Here is an 11,798-nt window from a genome sequence, read left to right as displayed (position 1 = left end):
GAAAAAAACAAACCTTTGGGAGTATCACCATGATCCACCGCATCGCCGCGTTATTTGTGTTTGCGTTTGCCACGCCGGGCTTCGCCCAATCCGTCACCCTGACCCCTGCTGATCCACAACCCGCCGCCGGTGATCTGACCCCCGGGCTGGCCGTCTCCTACGCCTATCCCAAAGATGTGCGTCTGCTGGAAGATGCCGAAGACGCTTTGGAGTCAGCCAAGAGCGGGCCGCCAATCAGAGGTCTGTCCTATTCGGACAATACCGAGGGCGATCTGACCCTGACCTCGGAAAAGGCCAGCAAGGTTGCCGCCGCAATCAGCGGGTTTATCCGGTTTGACGCTGCGGGTACTTTTGAGGTCGAAATGGTCAGCAATGATGGCCTTGTGGCCAGCATCGGCGGTCAGCAGGTTGGGCTTTATGATGGGGTGCATGGCTGTGAACCCGCCGGTATTCAGGAGGTCGTTGTGCCCGAAGCTGCTTGGTATTCGATTGAAATCACCTATTTCCAACGCAAGGGCAGCGCCTGTCTGGAAATGGATTGGAATGTCGACGGCCGCATGGGCCCTGTGCCCGATGCAGTATTTGCACATATCGAATAGGTTAAATCTCGATTGGGCCGAACCCTGATTAGGCCAAATCCGATCCCGATACATGTCCCTTGCGCACCGCTGTTTCACAGTCCAGCGCAAGGGCCTTCCGGTTCGCATATGCGCTTGCCGGCAGTGGCGTGTGATAGGTGACCTCAACCCATCCTTGCCGCGCCGGTGCCAATGTGACCAGCAGATGCGCACCAAAGGATGTATCCCCCCACCAGCCGTAAAACCGCGGGTCTGCCCCGGCAGGTGCGTGATAGGTCACACTGACGGGCTGCACGGCGATTTCGTTTTTTAGGTTTGGCGACAGGAATGATTGGAACAGCGTGGTCTTGAACGGCAAGACCTGCTGCCCGTCCGTGCTGGTCCCCTCCGGGAAAAACAGCAGTTTGTGCCCTGCCAGCAACCGCTCTTCGAAGATCTGGGTCTGCGCCCTGGCCTGCACCGGGTCGCGCACCACAAAAACCGTACCTGTGGCGCGGGCCAGCCATCCGATCCCGGGCCAATTGGCCACTTCGGATTTTGATACGAAATAGATCCGCTTGCTGGCATTCAGCACAAAGATGTCCAGCCAGGAGGTGTGATTGGCGACAATCGCCCCCTGTCCGGCCATTGGCATGCCGGACACTTGCAAGCGCAATCCCAGAAGCCGCAGTGCGTTGCGACAGACAAATTGTGTAATATGTGGCGTCATCGGACGGTGCAGGCCAAACAATGGTCGTTCAATCAGTCGCACCAACAGCAGAATGATCAGCCCGCCAAAGACCAGCACGGCCAAAGCAGTTGCCCGCAGTAAAACCCGCAGCCAGCCCGCAAATGTGATGGCCGGGTAGGACGGGGGCAGATCACTGTCCCAACGCGGGCTCATTGCGACCCTCGCCCGTAGATCCGGGCTTGTTTTCGCGACAGCCGGGCGGTGTCCATGATCAGGCAGACATCTACAGTGTTAAAGGCGTGATCGACAAAAGCCCCCTCGCCCACATAGCCGCCGAGCCGCAGATAGGCCTTGATCAGGCTGGGTACCTGCAACATCGCGGCTTTGCGGTCCAAGGCCTCAGGTGGGATCATGTTCATATCCTGGAAACTCTCTTCAAGTGCGCGCACCCGCAGGTCCGCTGGTGCCAGATGGCGGTGGTGCAACAGTGACAGCGGCGCGGCCAGCGCCTGCACATCGGTGCCGGGGAAGCTCGCCACACCAAACAGAACCTCAATCTCATGCAGGGCCACATACTCCGCCAGAGCTGACCAAAGATGGTGCATCGCCATGCCGCCACGATAATCGGGATGCAAACAGGATCGGCCCAATTCCAGCAGGCGGCGGTTGGAGGTCAACAAGGGCGTCAGATCATATTCCGAGGCGCAGTAGTGCCGCCCTGCCCGCGCCGCCTGTTCTGGCCGCAGCAAACGGTATACGCCAACCACCGCATCGCTGTGCCGGTCCACCAACAGTAAATGATCGCAAAAGGCGTCCAACGCGTCCTGCTCAAGTCCGGCGGCGTGATCGACCAATGGGCCACCGCCGCCCAGCTCGCGAATGAAAACGTCAAAGCGCAACCGCTGTGCCGCGCGCAGATCTTCAGGTGATTGCGCCAGCCTGACGTCAAAGTCCGGGGAGGTGGCTTGGGTCATGGGCAGCTCAAGCTCCGCATTGGGATAAACCCTGTACCATCTGCGCGGCTTTGGAGGCAGGTCGAGCTTGTAAAATTATACTCTGAGTTGTATGATTTAATACCACACAACCTTACATCAGTTCCGTTAATCATTTGGAAACCATGTTCAGTCATCAAAAACCGGCATTAACCCAACCCGAAAGCTGTCGATGACAATCTTGCCCTCGTCCCGAAAGTTCACCGTCACCTTGCCGGCGATATTGCTTTGCACCTGCCCGAGACCCCAATCGGGATGGTCCGGGTGGCGCACCAGCATTCCGGGCGTCAATATTGCGTTCAGGTCGTCCATTCCCTGCCCTCTGCTTGGTCCTCGTTCTTCCCGCGCCATGGCCCTGACATGATTGATATGAACACCACACTGGCCGGGCTGATCGGCAGCCGCATCTGCCATGACCTCATATCGCCGATTGGCGCAATCAACAATGGTCTGGAACTGCTAGGTATGTCAGGCGACCCCGCCGGACCTGAAATTGGCCTGATCGGGGAAAGCGTGGGTAATGCCAGCGCCCGCATCCGGTTCTTTAGGGTGGCTTTTGGTGCGGCGGGGGATCAATTGGTCGGCCCTGCAGAGGTGCAATCGATTCTGCGTGATCTTTATGAAACCAGCCGGCTGTCGCCCAACTGGCAAGCGGAGAGACCGGTGCAGCGTGCCGATGTCCGGCTCGCCTTTCTGGCCATCATGTGCATGGAAACGGCGATGCCCTATGGCGGTCGGATCGACATCACCTGCACGGGGGGCAGTTGGAAATTGGCCGGTACTGCGGACCGCACCAATGTAGACGCCGCACTTTGGGCCCTGCTATCGGGCAGTACTGTGCAAAAGGACCTGCTGCCCTCACATGTTCAATTCGCCCTGCTGCCCCTGATCGCGCGGGATTCTGCACGGCGGATCACCTGCCAATCCGATGAAACCAGTATAAAGCTGGAGTTTTAGGCCCGCACTGTGCCATCGCCGGTCACCAGATATTTGAAACTGGTCAGTTGCGCCGCGCCCACCGGACCACGTGCATGCATTTTACCGGTGGCGATGCCGATTTCGGCCCCCATGCCGAACTCTCCGCCATCGGCAAATTGAGTTGAGGCATTGTGCATCAGGATCGCAGAATCCAGATGATTCATAAAGGTCTGCACCGCCGTTGCATCCTCGGTAATAATGCAATCCGTATGGTTCGAGCCATAGCTGCGAATATGGTCGATGGCATCATCTACGCCGGTCACCGTTTTGGCCGCGATGATCATATCCAGATATTCACAGCCCCAATCCTCTGCTGTTGCGGGCCGGACCCCTTCGATGCTCTGCAGGGTCTCATCCCCGCGCACCTCAACACCGGCATCTATCAGTGCGCGCAGAACCCCCTGCCCGATCGTGTTCACAACCTTTTCGTGGATCAGCAGGCATTCCGCCGCGCCGCAAATGCCGGTGCGGCGTGTCTTGGCGTTCAGCACGATCTTCAGCGCCTTTTCGGGGTCAGCCTGTTCATCGACATAGATATGCACAATCCCTTCCAGATGGGCAAAGACCGGCACCCGCGCCTGTTCCTGAACCAGCCCGACCAGCCCCTTGCCGCCGCGAGGCACGATCACGTCAATGACATTGGTCATTTTCAACATCTCGCTCACCGCCGCACGGTCCCGGGTCGGCACCAGCTGCACCGCATCTTCCGGCAGGCCTGCATCGCGCAACCCCTGCTGCAAACAGGCATGGATGGCGCGCGAGGAGTTGAACCCTTCAGACCCGCCGCGCAGGATCACCGCATTGCCCGCTTTCAGGCAGAGCGCACCGGCGTCCGCAGTCACATTCGGGCGGCTTTCATAGATCACCCCGATTACCCCCAGCGGGGTGCGCACGCGGCGGATGTTCAATCCCGAAGGTTGCTCCCATTCAGAGATTACTTCACCCACGGGGTCAGCCTGTTCAGCCACGCTGCGCAGCCCGTCGACCATGGACTGAATGCGGCTTTCATCCAGCATCAGGCGGTCCATCATCGCGTCAGACAGACCTTTTTCACGGCCAAAGATCAGATCCTCTGCGTTTGCTGCCAGAATATCCTCGCGGGTTTTCCAGATGTTCTCTGCCGCGCTGATCAAGGCGGCGTGTTTACGCTCTGCGGATGCGACGGCCAGTGCAGTAGAAGCGGCTTTGGCACGGGCACCGATATCAGCCATCAGAGATGTAATATTTTCATTTTTGTTCATTATCTTACGCCCGTATCCTAATCTTTTACATGAAGTATCTGGTTCACAACGCCATGTCGTCCCGATGGATCAATGCGGCGCGACCCGGATACCCCAAAAGCGCTTCTATCTCTGCACTTTGGTGGCCCTTGATCTGCGCCGCCTCATCAGAGGCATAGCGGGTTAACCCGCTGCCGATCACACGGCCCGACGGGTCCTGCAAGGCAACGCTGTCGCCGCGTTCAAACGGACCTGCCACTTTGGTGATCCCGGCTGGCAAAAGGGATTTACCCTTGGTCAAAGCAGCCACAGCCCCCGCATCCAGTGTCACCGATCCGCGTGGTTTCATCGCTGCAATCCAGCGTTTGCGGGCGGCTTGCGGATCTGTCTGGGCGGTGAACCACGTGGCATTGGCTCCATCCTGTAGCGCACGCAGGGGCCGCATCACTGATCCTTCGGTGATTGCCATGTCACAGCCCGCGGCGGTTGCTGTTTTGGCCGCCATCAACTTCGTTTTCATCCCGCCTTTGCTCAGGCCCGAACCAGCATCCCCTGCCATCTCCTCGATCTCCGCCGTGATGGCATCGATCACATCGTAACGTCTGGCAGTGGTGTCCTCATTGGGATTGGCACTGTAAAACCCATCCACATCGGAAAGCAGAATCAACTGATCCGCCCCGACCGTCACGGCGATCTGCGCGGCCAACCTATCGTTGTCGCCAAAGCGGATTTCATCCGTCGCAACCGTGTCGTTTTCGTTCACAATTGGTACCACGCCAAAACCCAACAGGGTTTCCAATGTTGCACGGCTGTTCAGATAGCGGCGGCGATCAGAAGAATCTTCCAGTGTTACAAGGACTTGCGCCGTCTTGATCCCATGAGGTGCCAGAGCTTCTTCATAGGCGCGGGCCAGCCGGATCTGACCCACAGCTGCCGCCGCCTGTGATTGTTCAAGCGCCAGCGATGTGGCAGGCAGGCCCAAAACACCGCGCCCCAAGGCGATGGACCCTGAAGAAACCAGAACCACATCACAGCCCACCCCCTTAAGCCATTGCACATCTTCGGCCAGAGCGTGCAACCAATCAGCGCGCAGATCGCCTGTGTTTCGGTCCACAAGTAAAGCCGAGCCGATTTTGACAACCAGCCGTTTGGCGGTGCTTAGGGTTGCCACGTCTCTGCCTCCACCGCGGGTTTGTGGCGCAATTTGTCTTCGTCGATCTCACCGCGCAGGGTCCGCAGGACTTCGGTGGTGCCGATCTTGGCCACACCCGACATCTGCATCACTGGGCCGCCAGATGCTTTTTCCAGTTCTCTCAATTTGATGGCCAGCTGTTCTTCGTCCAACGCATCCACCTTGTTCAGCACGGTCACGCGGGGTTTCATCGCCAGATCGCCGCCATAATGCTCAAGCTCTGTGATGATGGTCTGGTAATCCTCGGCCACCGTTTCGGATGTGCCATCAACCAGATGCAACAGCACCGAACAGCGCTCGACATGGCCGAGAAACAGATCGCCCAGACCGCGCCCTTCGGAGGCCCCTTCGATCAGTCCGGGAATGTCGGCAACCACAAATTCTGTGTTATCCACGCCAACCACACCCAAATTCGGATGCAGGGTGGTGAAGGGATAATCCGCAATCTTGGGCCGTGCATTGGAAGTTGCCGCCAGAAACGTCGATTTGCCCGCATTCGGCAGACCCAACAGGCCCACATCCGCAATCAATTTCAACCGCAGCCACAGGGTGCGTTCCACCCCGTCCTGACCGGGGTTCGAGCGGCGCGGTGCCTGATTGGTCGCGGATTTGAAATGCAGATTGCCCCAGCCACCATTGCCGCCGCGTGCCAATTGCACACGCTGGCCAACTTCGGTGATGTCGACAATCACGGTTTCCTGATCTTCATCCATGATTTCAGTGCCGACAGGCACGCGCAGCACGATGTCATCGCCATCCTTGCCGGTGCGCTGTTTGCCCATGCCGGGCTGGCCATTCTTGGCGAAAAAATGCTGCTGATATCGAAAATCGATCAGTGTGTTCAGCCCATCCACCGCCTCTGCCCAGACAGATCCACCTGTGCCGCCATCGCCGCCATCCGGACCGCCGTATTCAATGTATTTTTCACGCCGGAACGAAATGCAGCCACCGCCGCCCGCGCCGGAACGGATATAGACTTTGCACAGGTCGAGGAACTTCATGGGTTTGGGCCTTTCAGGCGGGGTTACAGCTTACGGCTATAGGTCCAGGTGGGTACGGCAGCATCGCGTGCCAGACAATAGGTTTCCGCATCTCCCAGATAGACAAAACCGGCGTTGGTCATCACTTTGGCCGATGCGGGGTTGTCCTGAAAGACGGTGGCGAACATGGCGTCATTGCCCAGGGGATTGGCACCAACCAATGCGGTAACGCTGTCGGATGCTAAATGGGTGTTCCAGAACGCAGGCGCAACCCAAAAGCCAACTTCGGATTGATTGCGATCCAGCCGTGACAGGGTGATCAGCCCCATCACCTCGGCACCGTTATCCTTGGTGCCGTCCATTGCCCAGCAATCAAAATCACGTGGTTCACCCATGGCGCGGCTGATGAAGGCCTCGATGGTGCCGGGGGGCAAGGGATGCGGGATTGTTGCGGTATTGCGCGCCACCCTCACGTCCCCCGCATGCAATTCGATCAACCCCAGATCCGAACGCCGCAAAGGGCGCAGATCAAACCGTTCAGTCTCGATTACGGGTTGGTTTACAATGGGCTGTATTTTCATCGTCATGTTCCTCCTCCGAACAATACGAATAAAACAGAGGCGACGGTGAGGCCGGCCAATGTCCACATCAGATAGGGTTCCACAGCTGTTCCTGCAACGGTCTTGGCGATCCTGTCCCCCGCCAATGTCCAGATTGGGTGCAAGATCAGCTGGCAACCCAACAATACTGCTGCGATGGTCGCGGTTGCCGTCAGGGTCGCGGTTTCTGGTCCGACAAATGCGGTGAAGCTGCCAACAATCATCGCCCATGCCTTGGGGTTTAGCGGGTGTACGATTAACCCGGCCGCAAAACCCGGTGCGCCAACGTCGCTTGTTGCTGTGTTCAGGCGCAGGTTTGCCACTTTCCAGGCCAGCCAAATAATATAGGCCGCTGAGATATATTTCAGTGCGATAAACAACCAAGGTTGCGTTTCGGCCAGCTCCATCAGGCCAAATCCAATGGGCCAGATGATCAGCTGCTTGCCAAGGGCGACCCCGGCGACAAAAGGCAGGGCCTTGCGAAACCCGAACCGTGCGCCCGTGGCCAGCAACGCCATATTTGCAGGACCGGGCGTGCCGACTTGGCTGGCGGCAAAGATGATCAAAGGGGCAAGGGCGATGCTCATGCTGCGCCTGCCCTACGATACTCTGGGGCAAGCAACCCCATGATGATATCATCATACCATATGTTGCCGACGCGTGCTGATTGCCGTTCGCGGCCCTCTGCAACGAAACCGACTTTTCTGTAGGCCGCGATTGCACGGGCATTGTATTCGATCACCCGCAAGGCTATGCGGTGCAGCTTCATGGTACCAAAGCCCTGGTTCAAAAGCAGATGCAACATCCGCGTTCCGAGCCCCTGCCCCAAGAGCGCGGGATCAAGGATGCCAAGGGCAAGGGATGCACGCCGATCACGGGTGTCGACCGTATGAAAGAACGCATCACCAATCAGGCGGTCCTGATGATCCACCACCCAACAGTTTGGTGTCTTTATCCGCGAGGTGACCCAATCTTCAGCACTGCGTTGGGTTAGTACCGTGCAGTCATCAGGGTGAACCCCGAACATATGCGCAATCTCGGGCGACGTCCCCAAGTCAAGACGCCCTTGCACGTCACTGGCCCGCGCTTTGCGCAGGCGCAGATCTCCGTCTTCCAGAATTGGCAGGTCAGTTTGTGTCATCGCACCACTCCTTTCTGGTTGGCGGGTTCAGGAAACACAGCAATGTAAAATATAAAAAGGGACCGGTGTTTCCACCGATCCCCCAAATTTTTCAAACCTTACGGGTACGGCTTATTCTGCGGCTTCCGCCATCGGGAGTACAGAAATAAACGTGCGGTTTTTCAGACCTTTGTGAAAGGTCACGGCACCGTCAACAGTTGCAAAGATCGTGTGATCCTTGCCCATGCCAACGCCGTCGGCAGGCCAGAACTTGGTGCCGCGCTGACGCACGATGATGTTGCCGGGGATGACGGATTCGCCACCATATTTCTTTACGCCAAGACGACGACCAGCTGAGTCGCGTCCGTTACGGGATGAGCCGCCTGCTTTTTTATGTGCCATTTGGTCTCTCCTTAACCTTTAGCCAGTTCTTTGGCCTGTGCGATCCAGTCTTCACGACCGACACGACCTTTGAACGACAGTTTCTCTTCAATAGCTTCAACGTCCGCATCTGTCCATGCAGCGATCTGCGCGAAGGTTGTGATGCCTTCTGCGTGCAGCTTGCCAACAATGACCGGACCTACGCCGGAGATTTCAGACAGGTCGTCGCCATCAGATTTCTTGGCAGCAGCTTTCTTTGGCGCTGCTTTTTTCTCTGCCTTTGGTTCTGCGTCAGCTTTTGGCGCAGCTTTCTTGGCGGCCTTGGGTGCGGCAGCTTTCTTGGCTTTCGCAGGCTTTGCAGCCTCGTCAGCGGATTTGCCCGTGATCGCGGCAACCGCAGCGGCGGAAACGGAACCTGTACCAACGGCGGCCATCACTTTGGATTTGCCGGCACCTGTCGCCAGGATGTCACCGATTTTGATCAGCGTCAGCTTTTGACGGTGGCCCTTGGTGCGCTTGGATGAGTGCTTACGACGGCGCTTAACAAAGTTAATCACCTTTTCGCCTTTGATCTGATCGACTACTTCGGCCTGAACAGCGGCGTCTTCGATCAACGGCGCGCCAACCTGTGGCTTGTCGCCACCCAACATCAGCACTTCGTTAAACTGAACGGTTTCACCGGCGTTTGCTGCAATACGTTCCACCCGAAGCATGTCGCCTGAGGCTACTTTATACTGCTTTCCGCCAGTCTTGATGACTGCGAACATCGTGTCTTCCTTCATATATCCGCGTTCTGTGGCCCCCTTTCGGGTGTTTCGGACCGGGTTTGACACCGCATCCACCTCGAACAGCGCGCCCTTGGGGCGTCATTAAAAATAGACCCGTCACAGGAAAACCTGTCGGGTTGGCGGCTTATCGGGGGAATGACGCGGCAAGTCAAGCAGGTTTGCCATCAGCTTGCGGGGTTTTCTGCGGATTATGCAAAACAGGCGGACAACCTAGGTGGGTTGTTCGCAAAAGGGCTGGTGATTTCGCTGCCGCGAAGGTCTGTGGTGCCAGTACAGCATTCCCCAGATGCCTAAAGTTCCTGCGCTGTCATGTTCAACGCCACCGCCCGCCCCAAAGCATATGAGATATCCTCGTATGCCTTGCCAAACCCTTCGAACAAGGCCCGGTTCAACGCCTGCCCGGCGGCGGTTTCGGAAAACGCAATGTAGGCCCGCAGATCGTCATCCCCAAGCGGGTGATAGGCCAGCAGCAGAAACCCGAACAGCCATTCGGTGGTGTCACGTGTGCTGGCTTCCAGGTCGCCCGCGGCATCTTTCAGCATTTCCTCTTCGGTCATTTCGATCGCATCACCTTCGGCCAGGCCGCGCAGAAACTGATAGTTCGAATTCAATGCGCTGGTGACATTGCGGGTGATCATATCACCTTGATCAATATATTCTGCGATCAAGGCCAACCGCTCGTCTCCGCTCTCCTCAACTTCGGTAAATTTCGCGCGGGCCGCCTTTTCAACATCGGGATCCTGAATCGCCCGCCGGGCTGCATTTTCGAGTTCGATGATCTCTGTGCCGCGGCTGCTGGCGAAGAAGCGGATGACCTGCTCCAGTGCCTCGCCGGAAAGTTCCTTTTCCAGCTCAGCGCGGACAAGTTCGACCATCCGCGCCGGGGCATAGATCTGCGTGACCTGCTGCGCCCAGCCGGCACCGCCCTGCCCGTCCAGCATGTCGCGGTTCAAATCCTGCGCCTGTGCCTTGCCTTCCTCGCTGAGGATCACTGCCGCTTCAGATAGTTTCAGCACATCAACAAGCGCCGTCATCCGCGCATCGGCGCAGGCCATGGCCGCACCGAAAAACCAGATTGCAGGCCAGAGCGCAAAGGCACGGCCAGCCAAAACAAATCGACGCATCACAGATCCTGACTGGGTTGCATTGCAGAGAGCCGCGCTGCGACTTCCTCAAACCGGTTGGCCTGAATTTCATATTGCACCGCGTTCATCAGGGCATAGACCTTTTGCATCTTCGGTTCGGACAGCGCCTGCGCATACTCCGCAACCTCATCATCTGAAAACGCCTGATAGGTATAGGCGGCATTGGCCAGCGCATTGGCCTTGATCGAGCGACGCATCTCGCCTTCCTGACTGCGCAGCGCCTCGCGCAGATCCGGTTCATCCATCCGCAATTCAATCACCCCAGCCCCCGCGGCGGCCATTAGGAACCTGATTTGTACCTCCTGAATGGCGCGGATAGAGCTGTCCTCAACATCACTTGCCTCGTTCAGTTCTGTCAGCAGGGCCACCCGAGGCGATCCAATGCGCACCAACCCGTCAATGATTGAAGTGCCGCTTTCCGATTTCAGCCCGTCTTCCTCCACCATATGCGAGGCGTTTTCAGCCACCACCAACCGTTGCCCAAGGTCGGAGGCATAAAACCCCGCAGCATGGTTCAGCAAATCATCGCTTAGTGTCTTTGACAGGATGTCGAGTGCCATATCGTGCATCAGATCGGTGTCAAAAACCTCGCCCACCAGCCGGGACCATTCACTGCCAAAGTCATTGGCGCTTAACCCCAGCATCTGCGGCGCGGAATCTGCTGAAAGCCGGATGCTTTCCAATGCGACATCAAAGCCGGTCACTTCCAGAAACGCCTCCAGTCGGTCCGGGTCTGCGGCGCGGGCCGTTTGGCTCTGCAAGGAAAGCGCGAGCAGGCACAAAAGCGAAAAAGCCAACAGTGGCATGCGCAAAATTGGGGTCATGAATGATCCTTTCATTTGCCAATAACCTAGACCGCAATCGGTCCTGATCCAAGCCATCACGCAATCAAATTCGCATCATCTGCGCTTGCGCTGTGCAAAGTGACTGCCCTGCAATCAGCCCTGCGAAGGAGGAACAGAACCACGCCGGAAGGTGAAATTGTAAAACGACGGTAAAACGTCAGGCGGCCCTTGCGTCCGCAATTCGGGAAGTTTAATGAAATCAACCGTGGAGAGGTGCCGGAGTGGTCGAACGGGGCGGTCTCGAAAACCGTTGTGGGTGCAAGCCTACCCAGGGTTCGAATCCCTGTCTCTCCGCCAGTCTACCTGCCGA

Annotated in this window: 15 protein-coding genes and 1 tRNA gene; 3 read left to right on the top strand and 13 right to left on the bottom strand. The window is 57.5% G+C overall.

The features are described from left to right. Window positions 1–29: 29 nt before the first annotated feature. Complete coding sequence (locus QQL78_RS07080; protein WP_284371959.1) at window positions 30–599, top strand: PA14 domain-containing protein; 570 nt, start codon at window positions 30–32, stop codon at window positions 597–599. A gap of 28 nt (window positions 600–627) precedes the next feature. Here the strand turns inward: QQL78_RS07080 and olsA are convergent, their stop codons facing one another. The 3 genes from olsA to QQL78_RS07065 all read right to left on the bottom strand — a co-directional run bounded on the left by olsA (window position 628) and on the right by QQL78_RS07065 (window position 2,552). Further along, window positions 628–1,461, bottom strand: a complete 834-nt coding sequence (olsA, locus tag QQL78_RS07075) for a lyso-ornithine lipid O-acyltransferase (RefSeq protein WP_284371957.1) — start codon at window positions 1,459–1,461, stop codon at window positions 628–630. Then, window positions 1,458–2,222, bottom strand: a complete 765-nt coding sequence (gene olsB, locus QQL78_RS07070; RefSeq protein ID WP_284371955.1) for an L-ornithine N(alpha)-acyltransferase — start codon at window positions 2,220–2,222, stop codon at window positions 1,458–1,460. Before olsB ends, olsA begins: the two co-directional genes overlap by 4 nt. Before the next feature lie 147 nt (window positions 2,223–2,369). Beyond that, on the bottom strand, window positions 2,370–2,552 hold the full coding sequence (locus tag QQL78_RS07065; RefSeq protein ID WP_284371953.1) for a DUF3553 domain-containing protein: 183 nt from the start codon (window positions 2,550–2,552) through the stop codon (window positions 2,370–2,372). Between the two features lie 48 nt (window positions 2,553–2,600). Here QQL78_RS07065 and QQL78_RS07060 point away from each other — a divergent pair, with 48 nt between their 5' ends. Next, window positions 2,601–3,197, top strand: coding sequence for a histidine phosphotransferase family protein (locus tag QQL78_RS07060; RefSeq protein WP_284371951.1), 597 nt, complete (start codon window positions 2,601–2,603; stop codon window positions 3,195–3,197). Here the strand turns inward: QQL78_RS07060 and QQL78_RS07055 are convergent. The 10 genes from QQL78_RS07055 to QQL78_RS07010 all read right to left on the bottom strand — a co-directional run bounded on the left by QQL78_RS07055 (window position 3,194) and on the right by QQL78_RS07010 (window position 11,467). Next, a complete protein-coding gene (locus tag QQL78_RS07055; RefSeq protein ID WP_284371949.1) occupies window positions 3,194–4,459 on the bottom strand; it encodes a glutamate-5-semialdehyde dehydrogenase in 1,266 nt (421 codons plus the stop codon). The two genes, QQL78_RS07060 and QQL78_RS07055, sit on opposite strands and share 4 nt — an antisense overlap. A 43-nt stretch (window positions 4,460–4,502) precedes the next feature. Beyond that, window positions 4,503–5,609 (bottom strand): glutamate 5-kinase, encoded by a 1,107-nt coding sequence (gene proB / locus QQL78_RS07050; protein ID WP_284371947.1) that lies wholly within the window; start codon window positions 5,607–5,609, stop codon window positions 4,503–4,505. Beyond that, window positions 5,597–6,631 (bottom strand): GTPase ObgE, encoded by a 1,035-nt coding sequence (gene obgE, locus QQL78_RS07045; RefSeq protein WP_284371945.1) that lies wholly within the window; start codon window positions 6,629–6,631, stop codon window positions 5,597–5,599. Before obgE ends, proB begins: the two co-directional genes overlap by 13 nt. Window positions 6,632–6,654: 23 nt before the next feature. Then, window positions 6,655–7,191 (bottom strand): GNAT family N-acetyltransferase, encoded by a 537-nt coding sequence (locus QQL78_RS07040; protein ID WP_284371943.1) that lies wholly within the window; start codon window positions 7,189–7,191, stop codon window positions 6,655–6,657. A 2-nt stretch (window positions 7,192–7,193) separates the two neighbouring features. Then, window positions 7,194–7,796, bottom strand: a complete 603-nt coding sequence (locus tag QQL78_RS07035) for a LysE family translocator (protein ID WP_284371941.1) — start codon at window positions 7,794–7,796, stop codon at window positions 7,194–7,196. Further along, window positions 7,793–8,350: a GNAT family N-acetyltransferase gene (locus QQL78_RS07030; protein ID WP_284371939.1), complete on the bottom strand. Its 558-nt coding sequence runs from the start codon at window positions 8,348–8,350 to the stop codon at window positions 7,793–7,795. The genes QQL78_RS07035 and QQL78_RS07030 overlap by 4 nt, the downstream gene beginning before the upstream one ends. A gap of 111 nt (window positions 8,351–8,461) precedes the next feature. Next, window positions 8,462–8,731 carry a 50S ribosomal protein L27 gene (rpmA, locus tag QQL78_RS07025; RefSeq protein ID WP_025044752.1) on the bottom strand — a complete coding sequence of 90 codons (270 nt, stop codon included), beginning with the start codon at window positions 8,729–8,731 and terminating at the stop codon, window positions 8,462–8,464. 11 nt (window positions 8,732–8,742) lie between these two features. After that, entirely contained in the window at window positions 8,743–9,477 is a 735-nt protein-coding gene (locus tag QQL78_RS07020) for a 50S ribosomal protein L21 (protein ID WP_284371936.1), read from the bottom strand. A gap of 311 nt (window positions 9,478–9,788) precedes the next feature. Continuing rightward, complete coding sequence (locus QQL78_RS07015) at window positions 9,789–10,622, bottom strand: DUF2059 domain-containing protein (RefSeq protein WP_284371934.1); 834 nt, start codon at window positions 10,620–10,622, stop codon at window positions 9,789–9,791. Next, the gene (locus QQL78_RS07010; protein ID WP_284371932.1) at window positions 10,622–11,467 is read right to left on the bottom strand and encodes a DUF2059 domain-containing protein; all 846 of its coding nucleotides are present in this window, start codon (window positions 11,465–11,467) and stop codon (window positions 10,622–10,624) included. The genes QQL78_RS07015 and QQL78_RS07010 overlap by 1 nt, the downstream gene beginning before the upstream one ends. Before the next feature lie 228 nt (window positions 11,468–11,695). Between QQL78_RS07010 and QQL78_RS07005 the strand changes: the two genes are divergently transcribed. Then, window positions 11,696–11,785, top strand: a tRNA-Ser gene (locus tag QQL78_RS07005). Window positions 11,786–11,798: the final 13 nt, after the last annotated feature.

This window comes from Sulfitobacter pacificus (assembly GCF_030159975.1).
GTDB classification, from domain to species: Bacteria; Pseudomonadota; Alphaproteobacteria; order Rhodobacterales; family Rhodobacteraceae; genus Sulfitobacter; species Sulfitobacter pacificus.
Note: the sequence above shows the minus strand (reverse complement) of the source record. Positions and strands in the feature narration are given on the sequence as shown.